Source organism: Moorena sp., assembly GCF_982860115.1.
The window spans coordinates 12,778-33,975 of record NZ_CEYLVT010000061.1; the positions used below are offsets into that span (position 1 = coordinate 12,778).

Consider the following 21,198-nt stretch of genomic DNA (forward strand, 5'->3'; position numbering starts at 1 on the left):
TTCTAGTGTACGCTTTTACAGAAAGGGAATGGCAAGCTATAGTTTGAGTCAAACCCTATTGATAACTAAGTTCACCTACCGATGGATTTAAAATCTCTGATTCGCGATATCCCTGACTTTCCTAAACCAGGGATTGTTTTTAGGGATATCACTACCCTCCTGAGAAATCCAGAAGGACTTCGCTACACTATCGATACCTTAGCTCAAAAGTTTCAGCAAGCAGGAGTAGGTGCTGATTACGTTGTGGGTATGGAGTCTCGTGGTTTTATATTTGGACCACCCATAGCTTACCAACTCGGGGCTGGGTTTGTCCCAGTGCGCAAACCAGGTAAGCTACCAGCAGCGGTATACTCGGCTGAGTATGATCTAGAATACGGCACAGATACGTTGGAAGTCCATCAAGATGCTTTCACACCTAACTCCCAGGTTGTGATTATTGATGATTTAATTGCTACTGGAGGAACAGCAGCGGCTACAGTCAAGCTGGTAGAACAAGCAGGCGGTCAAGTGGTAGGTATTGGCTTTATCATCGAATTACGGGATTTAGGTGGACGTCAGCAACTGCCTGATGTCCCCCTGATCACCCTGGTTGACTATTAGTGAATCATTAGAGTTCACCATTACTTATTAGTCATTGGTCAAAAAAAATTAAGAATTAAGAATTAAGAATTAAGAATTAAGAATTAAGAATTAATTTTTAAAGGACTTTAAAGCAATGACTAAAAACTAATGACGAATGACTAAAAACTAACGACTATTAGATGACTTCTTCTACTAGAGATTCTAGCATTATCAATCGGTTTGATGGGGCTTGGCATAGACTAAAACTTCTGGTCACGAGTGAGACCTTTCTGTACGTAGTTAAGCGACTGTTGCAGGGTCTTTTGACCTTGCTGTTGGCATCTGCTCTAAGTTTTGCCATTATTCAGCTTGCACCGGGAGATTTTCTGGATACCCTCAGGCAAAATCCCAAAATTTCTCCGGAACGAATCGAGGAACTCAAGCAGCAATTTGGTTTAGATCAGCCAGCAATTATTCAGTATTGGCGTTGGCTAGTACGAGTTGTAACCAAGTTTGACTTTGGTACCAGTTTCGCTTATTTCCGTCCGGTGTCGTCTTTGTTATTAGAACGCATACCAGCAACCTTACTCTTAGCCGTAGCCTCAATCTTTATTACTTGGACGATCGCTATTCCTCTTGGTATCCTGGCTGCTATCAATCAGAATCGAACCACTGACCGATTTCTACAAGTCATTAGCTACACCGGTCAGGGTTTCCCTAGCCTAATCACTGCTCTGTTGCTGCTCATACTCGCCCAGAATCTTTCCCCCTTATTTCCTGTCGGTAGTATGACCAGTATCAATCATGATGATTTATCCGCCATTGGAAAGGTTTTGGATATTGGCTGGCATATGATTTTGCCAACTATAGCTCTATCCATTACTAGTTTTGCAGGTCTACAGCGAATTACTAGGGGTGAATTGTTGGATGTGCTACGGCAAGACTATATTCAGACCGCTCGTGCTAAGGGACTACCAGAAAATCGAGTTATCTATGTCCATGCCTTGCGCAATGCTATTAATCCTCTGATTACCATCCTTGGCTTTGAGTTTGCGTCTCTACTCAGTGGCTCATTTATTGCTGAAATTTTCTTCAACTGGCCAGGTTTAGGTCGTTTGATTTTACAGGCGGTAACTGCTCAAGACCTCTATCTGGTAATGGGAAGCTTGATGATGGGGGCTACCATGCTGATTTTGGGGAATTTGTTAGCAGACTTGCTCCTGAAAGTGGTTGATCCTCGAATACGTCTAGAAGATTTAAAATAGTTAATGGCTAATAAAGTGTGAAGCATGAAGGATGAAGTGTGAAGTGGGAAGGATTAACTCGCTTTTTCCTTTTCAGAAGTTCGCTCTCGACGTCAATTTTTGTATAAAACCAAAATCGAATAAAACCTTTTATTAAATCAGTAAAAAAAACTGAAACTATTGTCCATCCTGCCTTCTGCCTTCTGCCTTCTGCCTTCTGTCTTGCTGTAAAGACGTGACTCAAGACTATTTTCAAAATGTTCACCCAAATTCATTATCTGATTCTTTCTAGAAGGAATGGTCGTTATCTAGTTGCCCAACCGAAAGCTGGTAGCCCAGAGGCTGGAGCTGGGTATCTGTTGATGTTTCGCGAACACTTTGATGCCCTGAGTTATCTCAATACCCACGGTGCTGATTTAGCTGACGAATTTTCTGTAGAGTCGGTTTCAGGGAGTCAGTTGAAGAATGTGCTTGAACGGTGGGGGTTTGTTGGTGTGGGTGTTGTTCAAGATCCATTGGTCCCTCAAATTGAGTTTTTTTCTTACAAATAAGGGCTATTAGGTGACAGAACAAGAGTAAAAATAGCGATCGCATTTTGTAAGCATATGCGCTACGCCCACCCGTGCGCGTTCAGCCCTCAGCTATCAGCCGTCAGCTTTGTGGCACAGGCCACAACCGCTGTGACTTCACTGATATTAAACCAATGCTTACCTGTTGTCTTCAAAAGCTGTTCGGTGTAGCTTGCCCTTGGCCCATAAGCACATCAAGTAGTACCATCTGTAGCCCATAAGCTGATAGCTGATAGCTGATAGCTGATAGCTGATAGCTGATAGCTGAATACTTACGATTTTTTTTAAGCAGGCAATGATGGCGAGGGCTGGTTATTCTCTGATTGATATTTCCTCTTGCTTGTCCATCAGGACAACAATGATACCCCATCAGGGCATACTGTTGTTAATATGCATAGATTTTGTTTAAATTTTATTAAGGAGTAAATAAAGGAGTAACTATGAAAGACCTCACTAGTTATCGAAATATCGGTATCTTTGCTCACGTTGATGCAGGCAAGACAACTACAACAGAGAGGATACTAAAACTTACCGGGAAAATCCACAAAATTGGTGAGGTTCACGAAGGTGCAGCTACAACGGACTTTATGGAACAGGAACAAGAGCGCGGTATTACTATTCAGTCTGCCGCCACCAGTTGTTTCTGGAAAGACCACCAACTCAACATTATTGATACCCCAGGTCACGTAGACTTTACCATTGAGGTTTATCGTTCTCTGAAGGTTCTCGACGGTGGCGTTGGTGTTTTCTGTGGCTCAGGTGGTGTAGAACCCCAGTCAGAAACTAACTGGCGCTACGCCAACGACTCAAAAGTTGCTCGGATTATCTACGTAAACAAACTTGACCGTCTCGGGGCTGATTTCTACCGAGTTGTTAAGCAGGTAGAAGATGTCCTTGGTGCTAAGCCTATGGTAATGGTACTGCCGATCGGAACTGAGAACGATTTTGTGGGTGTAGTGGATTTGCTAACCCGTAAGGCATGGGTATGGGATGACTCTGGAGATCCCATGAACTATGAGCTTCAAGATGTTCCCGCCGACATGGTTGATGATGTAGAAACCTACCGCGAGCAGTTAATTGAATTGGCTGTGGAGCAGGATGACGAGGTGATGGAACAGTATCTAGAAGGGGAAGAACCAGATATCGAAAGCCTTAAGCGTTGCATTCGCAAGGGAACTCGTGATCTGGCTTTCTTCCCTACCTACTGCGGTTCATCCTTCAAGAATAAGGGGGTGCAGTTGGTACTTGATGCTGTAGTTGACTACCTGCCGAATCCCACTGAAGTCAAACCCCAGCCAGAAATCGATCTAGAAGGTAACGAAACCGGTACACTGGCCTATGTTGACCCAGAAAAACCTTTGCGTGCCTTGGCATTTAAGATCATGGATGACCGCTTTGGTGCTCTGACCTTTACCCGTATTTACTCAGGAACCTTATCCAAGGGTGACACAGTACTTAATACCTTCACCGGTAAAACTGAGCGTATTGGTCGTTTGGTAGAGATGCATGCGGATTCCAGGGAAGAAATTAATTCTGCCCAGGCAGGTGATATTGTTGCCATCGTTGGGATGAAAAATGTCCAGACTGGGCATACCCTCTGTGATCCGAAAAATCCGGCTACTCTTGAGCCGATGGTCTTCCCAGACCCCGTGATTTCCATTGCGATCGCACCAAAGAAAAAAGGTTCCTCTGAGAAAATGGGCATTGCCCTGAGCAAGATGGTTCAGGAAGACCCATCTTTCCACGTTGAAACTGACCAGGAAAGTGGCGAAACGATCATTAAGGGCATGGGTGAGCTGCACCTAGACATTAAGGTTGATATCCTGAAACGGACTCATGGCGTTGAGGTGGAGGTAGGTAAGCCCCAGGTGGCATACCGTGAATCCATTACCAAGCGCATCGAAGACAGCTATACCCACAAGAAGCAGTCTGGTGGTTCTGGTCAATATGGTAAAATCGATTACATTATTGAACCTGGTGAAACCGGTACTGGCTTCCAGTTTGAGTCCAAGGTCACTGGTGGTAATGTCCCCAGAGAATTTTGGCCTGCTGTGCAAAAGGGCTTTGAGAGCAGTATTCAAAAGGGTCTGTTGGCTGGATTCCCTTGTGTAGACTTCAAGGTTACCTTGACCGATGGTGCCTACCACCCCGTAGACTCATCGGCTATAGCCTTTGAAATTGCGGCCAGGGCTGCTTATCGGCAATCTTTTGGCAAGGCTTCACCTCAATTGTTAGAGCCAATTATGAAAGTGGATGTCTTCACCCCAGAAGATTACATGGGGGATGTAATTGGTGACCTCAATCGCCGCCGTGGGATGATTAAGTCTCAGGAGAAAACTCTTACTGGTGCTCGCATTAAGGCAGATGCGCCTTTGAGTGAGATGTTTGGCTATATTGGTGACCTGCGTACTATGACATCTGGTCGTGGTCAGTTCTCTATGGAGTTCTCCCACTACGCCCCTTGCCCCAATAATGTGGCAGAAGAGGTAATTAAGGAAGTGAAAGAACGCGAGGAAGCCGCTAAATAATCTTTTGATTTGACCAGAGTTCCTGGCTGGTTTTGGACTGGCCAGGAACATCATGTGATCAATAATTAAGTCTCTGCTATAACCATCCCCATCAAGGCAATCACCGAAGCATTGTAATCAATAGCATATTCATTAGTAGCCCAAGACCGCTCATCATCCACATAACTCAACATTCCCAAGCCTTTAGGGGCAATCTCATCCTGGGCATCAGTATTAGGACCCCCTACCATCAGACCAGGGATAACAATTTTTTTAGCTCGGGAAATCCGGTGATGAACATTACGCACGGAGTTGCTACCAACACGGGTAATAAAGCAAAGATTAAAATGATTGCGCCCCAGCAAATAATCTAACTGCTCAACAGCTGCCCTGTAGTAGGCTTGGTTATTAGTGATGCGGTAGGCATAGAGTAGAGTAATTCCTTCTTCAGCTACCTTGTGATTAGATGCCCAATGGAATTTATCAATAGCTAAACGGTAGCCACTACGGTTAATCTTTTCCATCAGAGTATCCGCCCTTCGCATCAGCCTAGCTGTGATTTCTAATTTCAGTTTGTCTGACCTCTTCCTTTGTTTCTGCACCAAATAGTTAACCATTGCTAGAGAAGAGGGATCTTTCCAACCAAAATCACTATAGTCGAAGTCCGTGATAGTTTTAGCTAAGTATTTCTCGTAGCTAGTCTCCCCTGTAGTAATAAACAGTTCTACGGCTGCCCAGAAGCGGTCATCTTGATCTGTTTTTAAGGATTCTTGCTGATCCCACTCTCCAAAAAGATACTTACCTGAACCGGTGTCATCTCCTTCTTGCCAATCCACCTTCATAGACCGCTGTTTTTGGAGAAACCCCCAAGCTTTCTGAGCCGCTTGTAAGTAGGTTTGAGCCAGTTGCTTGTCAAAGGGAGTATAAATTCTAGCAGCCATTGCCATTACTGCTGCAAACTTGCCAGTCTCAGGTGTCGAAATCCCAAAAATGTACCGTGCTTGAGTATCTTGATTGGGTAGAATTTCCCCTGGCCAATTTTTTCCTGACAGCTTGCGGTAGACAGCACCATCCTGCCGCTGCATCTTCAGCAGCCAATCTAATCCTACTTTGACCTCATCGAGTAGGTCAGGTCTACCATTTCCGCTTTCTGGTATGGTTAATTGCTTGTCCGTAAATAATTTAGGATATTGCTCGTACAAGCTTAACAACCGTCCGATGGTGACTGTCATTGGGGCAACATATTTACCAAAATCCCCAGCATCATGCCAGCCACCTTGGGCAGATATGAAGTCACCAGCTTTATGAAACTCATCGTTGTGGGCAATAATCCCATCTTTGAGATGGCAGGGGGGATGTTTTACTCCAGATACTGAATCATTTACAGCAACACCGCACCGTTGCAAATAGTAGGACCGGAGTAGCTTTGTAAAGGTATCCTTATAAATTTCTTTACCAATACCAAACGGATAAGACTGACTATAGCCGTATTTCAGGTAATAGCTACCTGATTTATCGAATTTAGTAAAATCAATAACTCTGATTTTATCATTACTGGCTTTATCGTTTACAGAGTTTCCCAGGTTGGTCACAAAAACCGTTTTGTGAGTGATTAAATCAACAAGTTCAACCTGCTTGTTTTCTGAATTTGGGGAATTGATTAAGAACGCCAACTTAGGTCCAGTTGGGTAATAACCTATTTGATTGATAACAATTTTTCCTCTAGCTGCTGGATTATAGGGTTGAGCATTAACCTTGGAAAAAATTCCATAAGCGATCGCACTGATCCAGCCGATAAAAAATCTTCTATCTATTTTCATTGTGAAGCTTTTACTTCAATGGTATCTTGATTATGGGTCTAATGGAAATTTTCCAGAACGAACCTCTGTACTAAACTCCTGCACGGCTTGGGTAATTACCTGGCGCAAATTCCCATAAGACTTAGCAAAGGGTGGCTGGCGCTCGGAAAGCCCTAGTAAATCTGCTGTCACTAACACCTGCCCATCACAGTGGGGTCCAGCTCCAATGCCAATGGTGGGAATAGTTAATTTTTGTGTAATTGACATTGCTAAATCCGGTGGAATATGTTCTAAAACGATAGCAAAGGCACCAGCTTGCTCCAATGCGATCGCATTCTGCAAAATCCGCTCCCCAGTTTCCGCTGTTTTTCCTTGTTGCCGTAAACCCACCAGATGAATAGACTGGGGTGTTAAACCTACATGACCCATCACCGGAATTCCCACAGCGGTAAGCCTCCCCACCGTTTCAGCCATGGCAGGATATCCTCCCTCCAACTTCACTGCCACTGCCCCAGTTTCCTTTAACACTCTACCGGCAGAGTGGATTGCCTGCTGAGGACTTTCCTGATAACTCAAAAACGGCAAATCACAAACCACTAATGCCCGTTTAACACCCCGACACACCGCTTTGGCATGGTGAATCATGTCCTCAAGGGTCACTGGCAGCGTTGTGGAGTAACCCAGGGTAACCATTGCTAAAGAATCCCCGACCATGATTATGTCTACTCCCGCTTCATCCAACAGCTGAGCGATCGCATAATCCGCAGCGGTCAGCACCACAATCTGGCGCTCCTGTTGTTTCCATTGATTCAACTGCTTGATAGTAACTGCCATAACCAATAAAAGTTTCAGTCAATCCAATTAATAATTCTGAAAGATGCTGATGACAAAAGTGAAGCGAACTATGGAAATCTTTGTAAAGAAGCGAGAACTACTGACTTCAGTGTAATTTTTCTGTGCCACTGATTGATGACTTATTCAGGGTATATGGGTTAATACTAGTAATCAAGAAGGTTGAACAATCCTGGTTGAGTAGGGAATACTAAGAATGAAGCTTCCTTGATCAGGTTCCCTATGTCAGAGCCTCTAATTTCTGCCATAATCTGCACCCACAATCGTGAAGAATATTTGGGTGCAGCCATTGATAGCTTGCTAGAGCAGGATTTTGCCGATTATGAAGTAATTGTGGTCGATAATGCCTCAAGCGATCGCACCCGTAACATAGTTGACCAACGCTTGGACAACTCTCGACTAAACTATGTTTATGAACCCGTACTTGGTTTATCCGTAGCTCGTAACACCGGGGCTGCCACTGCCTCTGCTGCTATTTTAGCTTATCTGGATGATGATGCGGTTGCCAGTCCCCGTTGGCTTAAGACAATTTACGAAGCTTATCAAAGTAACGAGAAACTCGCAATTGCTGGTGGTAAAGTAACCCTATTGTGGCCAGATGGCATTACCTCTCCCTCCTGGTTGTCACCAGACCTAGCCGGAAATTTGGGAGCTTATGACCTAGGGGAAACCCTAATTGAGATCCAAAATCCTGGTTTGACTCCCAGAGGTTTAAATTACTCGATCAGGCGGACTTTCCTGGATAAAATCGGTGGTTTTGATGTCAATTTAGGTCGTGTGGGGAAAAATCTGTTATCTAATGAAGAATTACATATGACAGAATTAGCTCTCCAGGATGGTTGGCAGGTTGCTTATCTGCCTGATGCTCTAGTAGCTCACAATGTTGCCCCAGAACGAATCAATAAACGTTGGTTTTTGAATCGTGGTTGGTGGCAAGGTATTAGCGAGTGTTACCGTGAACAATTGGTTGGTCGTGCTGGTACTGCCCAATTTTTACGGGGAGGTGAACGAATGATGCGAGGAATCTACAAATCCTTGAAGCACTTCCGCAATCCAGCTTTGCGCTTTGATAATTTGGTTTATGCCTATGGTCAAATCGGTTATCTGAGTGCAGTAATCAAAGGAATGCTACAAAGGAGCAACTCCTCTCTATCCCAAAACCACTCCAGTCATTAATCAGACTGGATAAGAGGTTATCTTATATTATATAGCAATCCGTGTAGGAATTGAGAGAATTTTGATGCGATATTCCCTACTCCCTGTTCCCAGATCCGCTGTTCCCTGTTCCCAGATCCGCTGTTCCCAGATCCGCTGTTCCCTGTTCCCTTTGCTATAGCACAGATAATTTTGGTTGATTCTTGACTGTTAACTGTTGACTGATAAGCCTTAATTTTAGTTAAGGTTTGCTGTTAGTTATTCTTGGCCAATAGACTTTTCATAAAACGTCCACAATTGCAGGTGTTTAATTATGAAATCCCCTAACACTAAACTTCCGGTTTCAGTTCTAATTCCAGCCAAAAATGAAGAGGCTAATTTACCAGCTTGTCTTGAGAGTGTTAATAGAGCCGATGAAGTGTTTGTTGTCGATTCCCAAAGCAGCGATCGCTCCATTGAAATTGTCAAAGAATACGGTGCCAACATAGTTCAATTCTATTTTGATGGGTTTTGGCCCAAAAAGAAAAATTGGAGCTTAGAAAATATTGAATTCCGTAATGAATGGGTATTAATTGTTGATTGTGACGAACGCATTACTCCAGAACTTTGGGATGAGATTGCTGTGGCAATCGAAAATCCTGATTATAATGGCTACTATATCAATCGTAGAGTATTCTTCCTAGGACAATGGATTCGCTTTGGTGGCAAATATCCAGACTGGAATCTACGGTTGTTTAAGCACGAAAAAGGTCGCTACGAAAACCTGAAAACCGAAGGAATTCCCAATACTGGAGACAACGAAGTCCATGAACATGTTGTCCTACACGGCAAGGCTGGCTATCTTGAAAATGATATGCTACACATTGACTTTAAGGACATTTACCATTGGCTAGAACGGCACAATCGCTACTCCAATTGGGAAGCTCGTGTCTATCTGAATCTACTAACCGGTAAAGATGACTCTGGCACCATCGGGGGAAATCTATTTGGAGACGCCGTGCAGCGTAAGCGGTTTCTGAAAAAAATCTGGGTTCGACTACCGTTTAAACCATTACTGCGGTTTATTTTGTTTTACTTTATCCAGCTGGGCTTTTTAGATGGAAAAGCTGGGTACATTTATGGACGCCTGTTGAGTCAGTATGAATATCAAATTGGTGTCAAACTCTATGAGTTACAAAAGTTTAGCGGTAAGCTAAATGTAGAAAAAACTGAACCAGTACAGACACCAGTAACGCCAAAGCCATCAGTTGTCTCTCCAAATACCTGAGTCTAAATTATGACTAATGACTTAAGTAAACTACCAGCGTTAGATTTAGAACCCTTAGTGGATTTACGCCAGTACGACCAATCTTGGTTTGACCGAGGACGTCCGGGCTGGTTCATCTTACTCTGGTGGTTGGTGCAAGCGATCGCATTTCCCTTAAGTCCTCATAACTTGAATGGCTTCCGGCGATGGCTGCTACAACTATTTGGAGCCAAGATTGGTACTAATGTCATCATTCGACCCACGGCTCGTTTTACTTACCCCTGGAAAGTAGAAGTTGGTGAGTACAGTTGGATTGGGGATGATGTGGTTTTCTACAGCTTGGATAGGATTCGCATTGGTAGTCATTGCGTTATTTCTCAAAAATGTTACCTCTGTACTGGTAGCCACGATATGAAAGACCCAGCTTTTGGTTTAATCACATCTGAGATTAGTGTTGGTAACGGAGTTTGGATTGCCGCCGATTGCTTCATTGCGCCCGGTGTCCAAATTGGAGCCAATGCGGTCATTGGTGTTCGCAGCACTGTGTTTAGTAATATCCCAGAGCAGCAAGTATGCTGGGGAATTCCAGCACGTCCCCGCTATCGACGGGAAATTGAGGAGATAGGGAATAGGGAGTAGGGTGTAGGGTGTAGGGTGTAGGGTGTAGGGTGTAGGGTGTAGGGTGTAGGGTTTAGGGTTTAGGGATTAGGGAAGTGGGAAAAAATTCTGTGTACCTCATAGCTATGAAAAACTCTATATCGTAGCTGATCAGGAAATGGTGCAACCGAATAATTACCCTTCATCAAAATCTCCCCCATCTCCCCTGCTCCCCTGCTCCCCTGCTCCCCTGCTCCCCTGCTCCCCTGCTCCCCTGCTCCCCTGCTCCCTTGCTGTCAGAACAATAGAATTTCAATGAAGACCAGCTTAATACAAGGGTAAGCTGACCAGATCCGGAAAAATTGTCGATAAGTTTCCGGATTTTCATTTTGCCAAAAGAAAAAGATAGTGGACCACTTTAAGTCAGGATTCCATAGTCATGGTTCACAAATTCATTTTCCAAGGTTCAGCTTACCTGTTGTCAGCGTCCGTGATGTGGCAAATGCTTCCCGCAACAGCCGGAATAGTACCTGGGAAGCATGACAATAGCAATGTTCGCACCTTCGAGATTGCTGGATTATTCGATGAGCTCCGCCAAATCCGTCGAGATGTTCAAGAGGTAACGAACACCATTCGTGAAGGCAGGCGTATAATTCAAGGCACACGGGGAGTGGTTGATGAGTTTGATCAACTTGGGGACGACCTCAACTCTGGACGAGTGGTACAGTCTTCTAACAATAATCCTTGTCGCAAAAATGGATCTCAGAAATCCGTTGCTATCAATGAGCAGGTGATTTGCACCAAAGACGGAGCCTATGAGTTAAATCAGGAATTGCGTAAGGTACTGATGATGACACAAACTCGAAACCTCTATATTGATGAGTTTTACGGCAATTTTTTGGACAAAGTCTTTAATCGTCCTGTTGAGTTTATGTTCGAGAATAAGGAGGAGATGACCTTAGAGAATCTTACGAAAGTTCTTGCTCTCTATGATCAGAAACGGTGGGATTATAGCAAAATCACACAGATTCTTTTCTCTCCCTCTACTAGTAAGGCAACGTTGATGTTTGGAAAACGCACCGAACCGGAAATTGTATCTGTTCCTGATTCCATTGGTGAGTTTTCAGATTCCGTATTTAAAATCAAATCTAAGTCTCCTTTCTTGAATCAAGAATAACTTGACAGGTAAGCTATCAGCGGTCAGCGGTCAGCCGTCAGCGGTCAGCGGTCAGTGGTCAGCTTATTTTATTCAAAAGCTGTTCGGTGTAGATTGGCCACAGGCCCAAAGCTGATAGCTGTTCGCGTAGCGTGCGCGTAGCGCTTAAGCTGATTGCTGATAACTGATAACTGATAGCTGGTAGCTGTTCGCGTAGCGTGCGCGTAGCGCTTAAGCTGATAGCTGTTCGCGTAGCGTGCGCGTAGCGCTTAAGCTAATAACTGATCGCCTTAATCACTAAAATTTATTTGTGGTCCTTTTGGTACAATCCCAGAGGGATTAATAAACGGATGACTCTTATAATAATGATCCTTAATATGGTCAATATTACAAATTTCTTCTACCCCTGGCTGATGATAAAGGTCTTTGAGATAATTCCACAAATTGGGATAATCGAGAATTCGTTGCCAATTACATTTGAAATGGAAATAGTAAACTGAGTCAAAGCGTAGCAGAGTGGTAAACATACACCAATCGGCTTCTGTAATGCGATCGCCACAGAGATAACGTTGTTTACCTAACACCCCTTCCCAATAGTCAAGGGCATCAAACAAGTCAGTTACTCCTTCTTCATAGGCTTGCTGAGTGGTAGCGAATCCGGCTCGATACACACCATTATTAATAGGTTGGTAAATGGCATCAATGGTTTTATCAATCTCTTCCCGTAAATTATCTGGATAAAAGCTGATATCCGACTGAGCAATCCCGTCGAACTCTAGGTCAAACATCCGAATAATTTCACGGGATTCATTATTAACAATCGTGCCAGTTTCTTTATCCCAAAGTACTGGAACTGTCACCCGTCCGGTACAGTTAGGGTCAGCTTTGATATAAACTTCCCGCAGATAGCGAGCACCATTGACTGTATCAGGGATACAACCAGGCCCATCGGAAAATTCCCATCCATCTTTATCCATCAATGGGTCAACAATGGACAAGGTAATCGCTTCCTCCAATCCCTTTAAGGCTCGCATAATCAGAGTGCGGTGCGCCCAGGGACAAGCATAGGAAACATAGAGATGGTAGCGTCCAGAGGCTGGTTTATAGTCTGTGGAGCCATCAGCACGAATCCAATTACGAAACTTCGTAGGATTACGCATGAATCGCCCTTGGGGGTCTTGCTGATAGGCTTCGTTAGTCCATTGTCCGTTAACGAGCATCCCTGTTGCCATAGTTTTCCTCTGTTCGTGTAGCGTGGCCAACGGCCATGGTATTTTTTTTCATACTATCTATTGCAAAGGGAGTAGGGAGTAGGGAGTAGGGACTGCATCGCTTAAAACCCTCTTTGCTATTGCCTTTTGCCTTTTTCGGCATTGCTGAATCTTTGGATAAATATGAGTGGCTAGCTATGAACAGGTGCAGTTATCGTTATGGTAGGGAGCCATCGAATGGGTGGTGAGGGGTGGTATTTGTTTTTAGCCAGCACCTGAGGGGGATAACCCTTCAAGAATCTTTACAAAACTCTGCGTCACGTTTCGCTTCCTGTGGTCTCTTATTTATAGACACCAAGCTTTCCAAGAGCAAGCGCTTTTGAAAAGTAGATCAAGGAACGCCTGTTAAATACGTATAAGTTTGTCACTATGTTTAGTCAAGGTGAAATATTAGAAGATTCTCAAGAACAACTCAAAACAATAGTCCGAGAAGTCTCTGAGCCAGATAATCTTCCGGAACAGCCAGAGCTTGTTGAGTTGGTTCAAGAGTATTACCAGCTAGCGACTCAAAAAGAGCTTACGCAAGAAGATGGTGAGAGAATGGCACAAATGTTTGAGCTGGCAGTATTAGATCTGCAGTTTGACCAGTGCATTGACAGGGTAGATCAGCTGATCAGCCAGTCCTTGCAGTCTTGTCCCTCTTCAGGTTGCTCTGGTCTCCTTTCCCTAGAAGAGTTTATCTATCAGGTAAATGCCATAGCACCTCAAGACATGAGTATGGAGAGGTTCAAAAAGCTTGCGGCGAACCTTAATTTGAGTCAAAAGCTAATCGAGCAATCTATTAGTTTTAAAGAGAGTGACTACCATCGCCAATTAGTTTGTATGACCCCTTTTGGTGGTATTTTTGTTATTTCTTGGGAGCCGGGTCAGTTTTCACAAATACATACCCACGGAGAGGAAATTAGCATAATCCGTGTCTACAAAGGAACCCTTACCCACCGCTTTTATGATCGAGTGGAGCACTTACAAGGAAAGCAGGGCTACCGAACAAAGGACGAGAAAAAGTTCACAGAAGGTGAGTTAGTCTGCGTTGGGTTTCATCAGACTCACCAGCTTGCTAACGAGTCCCAAGAGAGACTGGTTACTGTACATGTTCGGTTCTTCAAACAAAGACTTATATCCTGTGAACCCTTAGAAAATTGTGAACCGGATACATCTTGTCCTGATTTAGTTGATAGGCGAAAATGATTGGCTTGGCGCTTGCTGATCGCAATTGAGTCTAGCTTTTTGTTATTGGGCAGAGCAGAAACTATTTTTCTAGTCTGCCCTATCAACCATGGCACCAGTTTGCATTACCAGGAGAACAACTTAAATGAAAAAACCGCAACCTCAGGAAGAAATTGCCAATCTGTTAAATTCACTATCTATTAAAATAAGAGGTTGGCTGTGCCAATTTAATCTTAATAGCAACTATACCCATGAAGACATTATAAATGATGTCTTTTTACTTGTCCAAACACTAATCGAATCCGGGAGAATAGAGTCGCATTTAAACGTTGATGGGGAACTGTTACTGTTTCTAATTAAGGGTGACTTAAGAGAGCCAATTATTAATCCAAGGGCTTGGTTGCGAACAGTTGCCTTTAATTACGTAAGGGCACTGTTCCGTGATCATAATAGGTTTTTAGACATTAGTTCCGAAATGTGGGAAAGTTTACTCTCTACTGAGCAGAGTAATGCGGTCTCTTACCGTCATCCTCACCCTATGCAGTATATAAAGAACTTGGAACTGCGGGAGAAGATCAGACAACTTCCTGATGAAGATTCAGAAATTTTGGAGTTATTCTATTTTAAAAAGCTTTCCTATGCTGAAATTTCGAGTCATTTAGAGGATAACGGCTATGGTCGGTATACGGAAGAAACTATTCGGCAAAAAAAGTGCCGAGCACTCAAGAAACTCCGCCAACTTTATTTATAAACGGGATTGGTGAGCAAAAGAAAATTCTAGATAGGGAGCATCCCATATTTATAAAAGAGAAGTGTGGTAAATGTGAGGAGTGTAGTAAATATAAGGAGTGTGATAAGTGTGGGTAATATGGAAAGTGTGGAAAGTGTATAAAGTGTGATAAGTGTGGTGATTTTATTAGAATTTTTGCTTAATTTTAGGCATTGATATGCACCCTCTAAATAACTAGTAATTGTACTTAAATTACAAAGATGACTGTGGATGTATTTGTTATTACACAGGCACTTTTTTGCGTTTATTAGCATCTAAGCAGGTACACAAAATTAATTACACATTTTACAAAATTCAAAGCTTTGCAGGGTAAGGGTTACAGAGATTGGCAGTAGGAAATTAATTCTGTGTAGGTGCTTAAAAAATATTGCTTGAGTTTGTCACATTGGGCGATATTATTACTCTCTTTAATAGAAACCTTTAACTAAAGTAAAATCGGGGTAAGGCGACATGAATAGCAAAGAACTCCAAGAAAAGTACGCAGCAGGGCAACGAGATTTTTGTGCTATCGACCTAGTTCAAGCTAATCTGAGTGGTATCAACCTTAGTGGTGCGAATCTGAGTCGAGCAGATTTAAGCGGGGCTAACCTGAGCCGAGCTGATTTGAGTGGGGCTAAGTTGCGTTGTGCGGGATTGGAAAAAGCTAATTTGACTGATGCCAAGCTTCACAGGGCAAATCTAGGTCGAGCGAAACTTGCTGGAGCAAACCTAAGTGGAGCAGATTTGAGAGCTGCCAATTTCAAGGGTGGGGATCTCGCTGAAGTAGAGTGGAAGGATGCAGAAGTATGGGGTACGGTTATGCCTGATGGTAGGGTTGTTTCCTGATTTACTCAAGATTTAGCTTCCTAGCTTCCTACTGGCAATCATCTCCAGATAAAACGCCGTTGCTTAATCATGGAATGATTAAGCAACGCCCCTCTTGCCCTAAGAAAGCTTGGTCAGGAATTCTAAAAATGTTTTAGTTCTTGGTGTTAAGAGAGTGCGGCGATAGGCATCTGCCGCTTTTTTAATTCCTTCTGCTTGAGTGGGATAGGGATGAATTACGCTGGAAAGCTTACTCAAACCAATCTTATGGACAATTGCTGTCGTCACCTCAGAAATCATTTCCCCGGCATGAGTTGCCACAATAGTTGCTCCCAGGATTTGATCTGAGCCTTTCTTGTGGTGAATTTTAACAAATCCCTCTTCTTCGCCATCTGCGATCGCTCGGTCTACAGTACTAAACGGAATTTTAATCGTATTAACATTAAATCCTTTGGCTTGAGCTTCATGTTCATACATCCCGACATGGGCAATTTCTGGATCAGTATAAGTTGCCCAAGGCATCACTAAGTTACTCAATTTATATTTACCGAAGCCAAAGGGAGAAAATAGAGTATTCTTAATCACAATCCGTGCTGCTGAATCCGCTGCATGGGTAAACTTCCAGTCCATGCAAATATCACCAGCAGCATAAATTTTGGGATTGGTAGTCTCAAGGTAATCATTCACCTTCACTCCTTTACGCTGGTCATACTCTACCCCGACCAGTTCCAAATTTAACCCTTCCACATTGGGCGCACGTCCAGCACCGATCAAAATTTCATCTACCGTGACCGACTCTTCCAAACCAGTGCAGCTATTGAAGTGTAATGTCTTACCTGCCTCTGTCTTCTCGACCCGGTTCAATTTGGCACCCAGGACTAAACGGATACCTTCTTTTAAAAAGACTTTTTGAACAATATCGGCGGCGTCAGCATCTTCTTTATTTAAAATGTGAGAACCGCGATGGAACAGCACTACTTCACAACCTAAACGGCGGAAAGACTGAGCTAATTCACACCCAATTGGACCGCCACCAATAACAGCTAGTCGATTGGGACGTTCTGTCAGAGAAAATACTGTTTCATTGGTGAGATACCCCGCCTCTTCCATGCCCTCAACTCGGGGTCTTACTGCTCTTGCTCCTGTAGCAATTACTGCTTTCTTAAACTTGAGGGTAGTATCGTTTACTTCAATGGTATCATCACCGGTAAACCGACCATTGCCTAAAAATATATCAATACCATAGGTATCTTTGAAGCGTTTAGCAGAATCGTGATGGCTAATCCCTGCCCGTAGCCGACGCATCCGTTCCATCACTGCAGGGAAGTCTACTTCAATATTATCTGGAACTTTAACCCCAAAGGCTCCGGCATTGCGCATTTCGGCCACTACCCGAGATGACCGAATCAAACACTTGGAAGGGACACAACCTACATTTAAACAATCCCCACCCATCAAATGCCGTTCAATCAACGCCACTTTCAAACCAACACCGATACCTGCTGCACCTGCTGCGGTAACTAATCCAGCTGTACCAGCACCAATAACTACTAGGTCATAACAATCAACAGGTTTTGGATTAACCCAATCCCCTGGATGAACGTAGTTAACCAACCTCTGGTTATACTCGTCCATGGGTGGAACAATAACTCTTTGGTATTGAGAACTTGACATTTATAATAACTCCTTTGATAGTTCAAAATTAAATTATTTTTTTAGGGAGCAGGGAATAGGGAGCAGGGAGCAGGGAGCAGGGAGTAGGGAATCGGGAATCGGGAGTCGGGAGTCGGGAATCGGGAATCGGGAGTCGGGAGTCGGGAGTCGGGAACAAAAATTCACGGATCTCTATAACCTTTAACCTTCTAACCTTTAACCTTGGCCAATAGGCCACGCTACGCGAACAACTTCCTAACCTTTAACCTTCAACTTCCTAACATTCAACCTTCAACTTCCTAACCTTCAACTTCCTAACCTTCAACTTTCAACTTCCTAACCTTTAACCTTTTAAACTGTCTCCTTGGAGACGCTTTTGTCTAAAGCTTTCTTAGCCACATTAGTCACATAAAGTGTGACCGCAACAGTGGCGATAAAACCAATAATCCGAATTGCCCACTGGACAGTGGGATTGGTGGGTGCGTCACCACCACCGATCATGGCCAGGTCTCCAGCCAGAGAACCGATGTAAACGTACATGACTGTTCCTGGAATCATGCCAATGGAGCCTAAGACATAGTCTTTTAGAGAAACCCCAGTTAGACCATAGGCATAGTTTAAGAGATTGAAGGGAAATACAGGAGAGAGTCGAGTCAATAGCACAATTTTGAATCCTTCCTGACCTACCGCTTCATCAATAGCACTAAACTTGTCATTGCCAGCAATTTTTTGAGCAATCCAGTCCCTAGCTAGATAACGCCCAACCAGAAAAGCAGCCGTAGCTCCGATAGTGGCTCCGATGAACACATAGATTGAGCCTAAGACAACACCAAATACTACCCCAGCCCCTAGGGTTAGGATAGACCCAGGCAAAAATGCTACGGCAGCAATGATATAGATTGCGATAAATGCGATCGCTCCGATGGGTCCGAGACTATCAATCCACTGCAAAGCATTGCGCAATAGTTCTTGGGGATTGAATCCTCCACTACTAGCGGATTCCTGTGCAAAACTAGGCTCAGCATGTACCACCAGTACCATCACCATTGCCAGTAATGTTAATGAAACTAACTTTAAACCCTTCATGACTTTTCGGGGATGAGATTGACTGCTTCTTCTTGTACTTATCATGAGTTGGGACCGTTGCAATTCAACTTGAGACATAGTAATCAAATTATCTAGAGATTCTGGTTATCTTAAATGGCTTGTTTGGGGATGAAATTAACAAAAGTTTATAACTTTACAGGTAAGCCTTCAGCCTAGGGCGATCAGCTTTCTAGAGAGTGGCCAACAAACAATTGCAGTATCAATTGCTTGTTGATGATCATCATACAATAGTTTTTACAAGCTAAAGCTAGTGAAACTAATTGAAATTTAATAAGAATATTTTTGGTTGATTTTAAGCTTAAATTTAGCTGGTACTCAGCAAAAAATCAGGTTTATTAATCTAGCTGATATTAACTATAAAAATTAGCTCTGAGAACAGACTTTTTTTAGTTATAGCAAACAATTAACTAGTTCATCTAAATTAGAGCTGAATTTCGAGTTACATAGGGGGGTTATAAGTTACAATTAATCAATGATATAGCGGTTTTTACCCTATCGAGACCGTTTTTTACTGCAGTTGACCCAATTAACCCATCAAAAAAGCTGATTCCCTTTTTGCTAACCTATATAACAGATGTTGGTTAACACCTGTACCTATTTCCCCATGTCTGCTCAGGATAAATTCCATGATCTAGTTAAGGATGCTCTAATCAATGAGGGTTGGATCATTACCCACGATCCTTATCGCATTGAGCTGGGTTTTACCGATCTCTACATTGATTTGGGAGCAGAACGCCTGATTGCTGCTGAACGCAATAATGAAAAAATAGCTATTGAAATTAAAAGCTTTCTATCAGCTTCAAGAATTTCAGAATTCCATGGTGCAATTGGGCAGTTTATTAACTATCGTCTTGCCTTAGAAGATGAGGAGCCTGATCGAACACTTCATCTTGCGGTTCCTAACACTATTTACAGTGCTTTTTTCAGTTATCCCTTCATACAAAAGTCGATCAAGCGTAATCAGGTTCCTATTGTAGTTTATGACATTTCCCAACCCAGGATTAATCAATGGATAAACTAGAGGTATATCGACAGCACATTCAGGACTTGCTTAAAAAACGCGCCAGTATTAAGTCTGCTAATCCGGCTATGGAAACCCAGCTCATTTTTGATACGGAACGGGATCATTACCAGATGGTTCATACGGGTTGGAAAAATAACACCACCCGTATTTATGGGTGTTCTGTACATGTCGATATTAAAGATAGCAAGATTTGGATACAGCATGATGGGTCGGAGATTGCGATCGCAGATCAGTTAGTTGAGCTAGGGGTACCAAAGCAGGATATTGTGTTGGCCTATCAGGCACCCATCATGAGGCAGTATACCGAGTTTGCGGTGGGGTGAGCGCACCCGCCATACAGTGGTGGAGCTAAAAAATCAGCGGTGTGAAGTGTTCTATGACAGGCGTTGCTAAACAGATGAAGGCGGCAGCGTTACCCCTGAAGGATATTGCACAATATACGGGGTTGAGTGTTGATCAGATTGATGGGTTGTAGGTTCAAACCGCTTCATCCAATCTTCGGATATGCAGAACCTCATTTTTCATTAATGACTCAATTTGTGACTCTGAAACCACTAAAACGGCAATCGTTTCCCCGATCCCATTGAAAACTTCCAGACTATAACCATCCTCTCCGTCTTGTACTGGATGGTGATCAACAATCGTTGCAATATCCCCTTGCTGCAACTTATGCTTGGGAAAATCTTCCCGCAGGGCCACCCGTGAAAATAACTCAAATGCCATTATCTAGCCTCCTGTATGAGGATATCCCACTTGACCGGTGAACTATTTGAGACTAAGGTTTGGCGATGCGATCGCCCAAGCAATGATCAATACACTCGCTCTAGCATATAATTTTACCAGAAAAGCTTCCTGTTTCTTTTAAAATCTCATGGCAAAGGATCGTTTCCACAATGCAGTGAGAACTGCCCTAGAAAAAGAGAACTGGGTAATTACTGCCGATCCCTATCAACTGAGTGTTGGGGAAGTGGATTTTGAAATTGATCTTGCTGCAGAGCTAATCGCTGCGGAACGAGCAGGAGAAAAGATTGCTGTGGAAATCAAAAGCTTTATTAGCCGATCCCTTGTCTCCGATTTTCATACTGCCCTTGGGCAATGCATCAATTATCAATTTGCCCTAAAAGAAGTTGATCCTCAACGTAATCTTTACCTTGCCATTCCTGAAACAATTTACCAATCTTTTTTCCAGCGACGCTTTGTACGATCAGTAATTGATAAGACTCAAATCAATTTACTCATCTATGAGCAAACTCAGGAGGTTATTCGGCAATGGCTGTAGAAGAATCTGTAGAACAATATCGTCAGTGGATTCAGGAATTACTGCTAGAACGAGCCAATCGTAAGCCCACCTTCCCGGAAATCGAAGCCCAAGCAGTGTTGGACACCGAACGAGATCATTATCTGTTGCTGCACACGGGCTGGAAAGATAACCGTCGCACCCACGGATGTAGCCTCCACTTAGATATCAAAAATGGTAAAATCTGGATTCAGCATGATGGCACCGAAATTGGCATTGCTACCCAATTGCTTGAACTGGGTGTTCCGGCTGAGGATATTGTGCTGGGCTTCCACTCCCCCAACATGCGCCAATACACTGAGTTTGCCGTTGATTAACTAAATTTGGCGGCAGTTGTCGAAAGCAGGCAATAGGCAATAGGCATGCTAGACCCACCCCTAACCCCTCCCAGGAGGGGAA

Annotated in this window: 23 protein-coding genes; 15 read left to right on the forward strand and 8 right to left on the reverse strand. The window is 43.4% G+C overall.

All coding sequences use genetic code 11. The features are described from left to right. Positions 1-81 precede the first annotated feature (81 nt). From AC4II3_RS12795 to fusA, 4 genes are all read left to right on the forward strand, one after another. Positions 82-600 carry an adenine phosphoribosyltransferase gene (locus tag AC4II3_RS12795; RefSeq protein WP_488009116.1) on the forward strand — a complete coding sequence of 173 codons (519 nt, stop codon included), beginning with the start codon at positions 82-84 and terminating at the stop codon, positions 598-600. 161 nt (positions 601-761) lie between these two features. Beyond that, positions 762-1,826, forward strand: a complete 1,065-nt coding sequence (locus tag AC4II3_RS12800) for an ABC transporter permease (RefSeq protein ID WP_488009114.1) — start codon at positions 762-764, stop codon at positions 1,824-1,826. Positions 1,827-2,062: 236 nt separating this feature from the next. Next, positions 2,063-2,356 (forward strand): hypothetical protein, encoded by a 294-nt coding sequence (locus AC4II3_RS12805; RefSeq protein WP_488009112.1) that lies wholly within the window; start codon positions 2,063-2,065, stop codon positions 2,354-2,356. A gap of 458 nt (positions 2,357-2,814) precedes the next feature. Continuing rightward, positions 2,815-4,902 carry an elongation factor G gene (fusA, locus tag AC4II3_RS12810; RefSeq protein WP_488009110.1) on the forward strand — a complete coding sequence of 696 codons (2,088 nt, stop codon included), beginning with the start codon at positions 2,815-2,817 and terminating at the stop codon, positions 4,900-4,902. Between the two features lie 65 nt (positions 4,903-4,967). Here fusA and AC4II3_RS12815 read toward each other — a convergent pair whose 3' ends face one another. Beyond that, complete coding sequence (locus tag AC4II3_RS12815) at positions 4,968-6,701, reverse strand: glycoside hydrolase family 9 protein (RefSeq protein ID WP_488009108.1); 1,734 nt, start codon at positions 6,699-6,701, stop codon at positions 4,968-4,970. A gap of 30 nt (positions 6,702-6,731) precedes the next feature. Further along, positions 6,732-7,514 carry a 3-methyl-2-oxobutanoate hydroxymethyltransferase gene (gene panB / locus AC4II3_RS12820; RefSeq protein ID WP_488009106.1) on the reverse strand — a complete coding sequence of 261 codons (783 nt, stop codon included), beginning with the start codon at positions 7,512-7,514 and terminating at the stop codon, positions 6,732-6,734. A 240-nt stretch (positions 7,515-7,754) separates the two neighbouring features. On the opposite strand from panB, the gene AC4II3_RS12825 reads away from it, so the two are divergent. From AC4II3_RS12825 to AC4II3_RS12840, 4 genes are all read left to right on the forward strand, one after another. After that, positions 7,755-8,708, forward strand: a complete 954-nt coding sequence (locus AC4II3_RS12825) for a glycosyltransferase family 2 protein (RefSeq protein ID WP_488009104.1) — start codon at positions 7,755-7,757, stop codon at positions 8,706-8,708. Between the two features lie 292 nt (positions 8,709-9,000). Next, entirely contained in the window at positions 9,001-9,954 is a 954-nt protein-coding gene (locus AC4II3_RS12830) for a glycosyltransferase family 2 protein (protein WP_488009102.1), read from the forward strand. A 9-nt stretch (positions 9,955-9,963) separates the two neighbouring features. Further along, a complete protein-coding gene (gene hpsU, locus AC4II3_RS12835) occupies positions 9,964-10,572 on the forward strand; it encodes a hormogonium polysaccharide biosynthesis acetyltransferase HpsU (protein ID WP_488009100.1) in 609 nt (202 codons plus the stop codon). A 397-nt stretch (positions 10,573-10,969) separates the two neighbouring features. Continuing rightward, positions 10,970-11,707, forward strand: coding sequence for a hypothetical protein (locus tag AC4II3_RS12840; RefSeq protein WP_488009098.1), 738 nt, complete (start codon positions 10,970-10,972; stop codon positions 11,705-11,707). Positions 11,708-11,976: 269 nt separating this feature from the next. On the opposite strand, the gene AC4II3_RS12845 is transcribed toward AC4II3_RS12840, so the two are convergent. Both AC4II3_RS12845 and AC4II3_RS12850 read right to left on the reverse strand, forming a co-directional pair. Further along, on the reverse strand, positions 11,977-12,918 hold the full coding sequence (locus AC4II3_RS12845; RefSeq protein WP_488009096.1) for a glutathione S-transferase family protein: 942 nt from the start codon (positions 12,916-12,918) through the stop codon (positions 11,977-11,979). Further along, entirely contained in the window at positions 12,896-13,060 is a 165-nt protein-coding gene (locus AC4II3_RS12850) for a hypothetical protein (RefSeq protein ID WP_488009094.1), read from the reverse strand. Before AC4II3_RS12850 ends, AC4II3_RS12845 begins: the two co-directional genes overlap by 23 nt. A gap of 266 nt (positions 13,061-13,326) precedes the next feature. Here AC4II3_RS12850 and AC4II3_RS12855 point away from each other — a divergent pair, with 266 nt between their 5' ends. The 3 genes from AC4II3_RS12855 (at position 13,327) to AC4II3_RS12865 (ending at position 15,739) form a co-directional block, all read left to right on the forward strand. Then, positions 13,327-14,145 carry a cysteine dioxygenase gene (locus AC4II3_RS12855; protein ID WP_488009092.1) on the forward strand — a complete coding sequence of 273 codons (819 nt, stop codon included), beginning with the start codon at positions 13,327-13,329 and terminating at the stop codon, positions 14,143-14,145. Between the two features lie 124 nt (positions 14,146-14,269). Continuing rightward, a complete protein-coding gene (locus tag AC4II3_RS12860; RefSeq protein WP_488009090.1) occupies positions 14,270-14,875 on the forward strand; it encodes an RNA polymerase sigma factor in 606 nt (201 codons plus the stop codon). Between the two features lie 489 nt (positions 14,876-15,364). After that, positions 15,365-15,739, forward strand: a complete 375-nt coding sequence (locus tag AC4II3_RS12865; RefSeq protein WP_488016057.1) for a pentapeptide repeat-containing protein — start codon at positions 15,365-15,367, stop codon at positions 15,737-15,739. A gap of 99 nt (positions 15,740-15,838) precedes the next feature. Here AC4II3_RS12865 and AC4II3_RS12870 read toward each other — a convergent pair whose 3' ends face one another. From AC4II3_RS12870 to AC4II3_RS12880, 3 genes are all read right to left on the reverse strand, one after another. Further along, entirely contained in the window at positions 15,839-17,392 is a 1,554-nt protein-coding gene (locus AC4II3_RS12870) for a mercuric reductase (RefSeq protein ID WP_293065355.1), read from the reverse strand. Between the two features lie 33 nt (positions 17,393-17,425). After that, complete coding sequence (locus tag AC4II3_RS12875; protein ID WP_293082747.1) at positions 17,426-17,557, reverse strand: hypothetical protein; 132 nt, start codon at positions 17,555-17,557, stop codon at positions 17,426-17,428. Positions 17,558-17,722: 165 nt separating this feature from the next. Continuing rightward, on the reverse strand, positions 17,723-18,457 hold the full coding sequence (locus AC4II3_RS12880) for a TVP38/TMEM64 family protein (protein ID WP_488016059.1): 735 nt from the start codon (positions 18,455-18,457) through the stop codon (positions 17,723-17,725). Between the two features lie 625 nt (positions 18,458-19,082). Between AC4II3_RS12880 and AC4II3_RS12885 the strand changes: the two genes are divergently transcribed. Both AC4II3_RS12885 and AC4II3_RS12890 read left to right on the forward strand, forming a co-directional pair. After that, the gene (locus AC4II3_RS12885) at positions 19,083-19,499 is read left to right on the forward strand and encodes an element excision factor XisH family protein (protein ID WP_488016069.1); all 417 of its coding nucleotides are present in this window, start codon (positions 19,083-19,085) and stop codon (positions 19,497-19,499) included. Beyond that, the gene (locus tag AC4II3_RS12890) at positions 19,487-19,825 is read left to right on the forward strand and encodes an element excision factor XisI family protein (protein ID WP_488016061.1); all 339 of its coding nucleotides are present in this window, start codon (positions 19,487-19,489) and stop codon (positions 19,823-19,825) included. Before AC4II3_RS12885 ends, AC4II3_RS12890 begins: the two co-directional genes overlap by 13 nt. Before the next feature lie 154 nt (positions 19,826-19,979). On the opposite strand, the gene AC4II3_RS12895 is transcribed toward AC4II3_RS12890, so the two are convergent. Continuing rightward, the gene (locus AC4II3_RS12895; RefSeq protein ID WP_488016063.1) at positions 19,980-20,225 is read right to left on the reverse strand and encodes a DUF4926 domain-containing protein; all 246 of its coding nucleotides are present in this window, start codon (positions 20,223-20,225) and stop codon (positions 19,980-19,982) included. Between the two features lie 148 nt (positions 20,226-20,373). Between AC4II3_RS12895 and AC4II3_RS12900 the strand changes: the two genes are divergently transcribed. Both AC4II3_RS12900 and AC4II3_RS12905 read left to right on the forward strand, forming a co-directional pair. Continuing rightward, positions 20,374-20,781 carry a XisH family protein gene (locus tag AC4II3_RS12900; RefSeq protein WP_488016065.1) on the forward strand — a complete coding sequence of 136 codons (408 nt, stop codon included), beginning with the start codon at positions 20,374-20,376 and terminating at the stop codon, positions 20,779-20,781. Then, the gene (locus AC4II3_RS12905) at positions 20,772-21,116 is read left to right on the forward strand and encodes an element excision factor XisI family protein (protein ID WP_488016067.1); all 345 of its coding nucleotides are present in this window, start codon (positions 20,772-20,774) and stop codon (positions 21,114-21,116) included. Before AC4II3_RS12900 ends, AC4II3_RS12905 begins: the two co-directional genes overlap by 10 nt. The last annotated feature ends 82 nt before the right edge of the window (positions 21,117-21,198 follow it).

Bases quoted from the DNA above. Each gene is read 5' to 3' on its own strand.
- AC4II3_RS12815 (WP_488009108.1), bottom strand. From the start codon at position 6,701: ATGAAAATAGATAGAAGATTTTTTATCGGCTGGATCAGTGCGATCGCT.
- AC4II3_RS12880 (WP_488016059.1), bottom strand. From the start codon at position 18,457: ATGAAGGGTTTAAAGTTAGTTTCATTAACATTACTGGCAATGGTGATG.
- AC4II3_RS12840 (WP_488009098.1), top strand. From the start codon at position 10,970: ATGGTTCACAAATTCATTTTCCAAGGTTCAGCTTACCTGTTGTCAGCG.
- AC4II3_RS12825 (WP_488009104.1), top strand. From the start codon at position 7,755: ATGTCAGAGCCTCTAATTTCTGCCATAATCTGCACCCACAATCGTGAA.
- AC4II3_RS12850 (WP_488009094.1), bottom strand. From the start codon at position 13,060: ATGCCGAAAAAGGCAAAAGGCAATAGCAAAGAGGGTTTTAAGCGATGC.
- AC4II3_RS12895 (WP_488016063.1), bottom strand. From the start codon at position 20,225: ATGGCATTTGAGTTATTTTCACGGGTGGCCCTGCGGGAAGATTTTCCC.
- AC4II3_RS12900 (WP_488016065.1), top strand. From the start codon at position 20,374: ATGGCAAAGGATCGTTTCCACAATGCAGTGAGAACTGCCCTAGAAAAA.
- AC4II3_RS12805 (WP_488009112.1), top strand. From the start codon at position 2,063: ATGTTCACCCAAATTCATTATCTGATTCTTTCTAGAAGGAATGGTCGT.
- AC4II3_RS12795 (WP_488009116.1), top strand. From the start codon at position 82: ATGGATTTAAAATCTCTGATTCGCGATATCCCTGACTTTCCTAAACCA.
- panB (WP_488009106.1), bottom strand. From the start codon at position 7,514: ATGGCAGTTACTATCAAGCAGTTGAATCAATGGAAACAACAGGAGCGC.
- AC4II3_RS12830 (WP_488009102.1), top strand. From the start codon at position 9,001: ATGAAATCCCCTAACACTAAACTTCCGGTTTCAGTTCTAATTCCAGCC.
- AC4II3_RS12890 (WP_488016061.1), top strand. From the start codon at position 19,487: ATGGATAAACTAGAGGTATATCGACAGCACATTCAGGACTTGCTTAAA.
- AC4II3_RS12865 (WP_488016057.1), top strand. From the start codon at position 15,365: ATGAATAGCAAAGAACTCCAAGAAAAGTACGCAGCAGGGCAACGAGAT.
- AC4II3_RS12885 (WP_488016069.1), top strand. From the start codon at position 19,083: ATGTCTGCTCAGGATAAATTCCATGATCTAGTTAAGGATGCTCTAATC.
- hpsU (WP_488009100.1), top strand. From the start codon at position 9,964: ATGACTAATGACTTAAGTAAACTACCAGCGTTAGATTTAGAACCCTTA.
- AC4II3_RS12855 (WP_488009092.1), top strand. From the start codon at position 13,327: ATGTTTAGTCAAGGTGAAATATTAGAAGATTCTCAAGAACAACTCAAA.
- AC4II3_RS12800 (WP_488009114.1), top strand. From the start codon at position 762: ATGACTTCTTCTACTAGAGATTCTAGCATTATCAATCGGTTTGATGGG.
- AC4II3_RS12870 (WP_293065355.1), bottom strand. From the start codon at position 17,392: ATGTCAAGTTCTCAATACCAAAGAGTTATTGTTCCACCCATGGACGAG.
- AC4II3_RS12860 (WP_488009090.1), top strand. From the start codon at position 14,270: ATGAAAAAACCGCAACCTCAGGAAGAAATTGCCAATCTGTTAAATTCA.
- fusA (WP_488009110.1), top strand. From the start codon at position 2,815: ATGAAAGACCTCACTAGTTATCGAAATATCGGTATCTTTGCTCACGTT.
- AC4II3_RS12845 (WP_488009096.1), bottom strand. From the start codon at position 12,918: ATGGCAACAGGGATGCTCGTTAACGGACAATGGACTAACGAAGCCTAT.
- AC4II3_RS12905 (WP_488016067.1), top strand. From the start codon at position 20,772: ATGGCTGTAGAAGAATCTGTAGAACAATATCGTCAGTGGATTCAGGAA.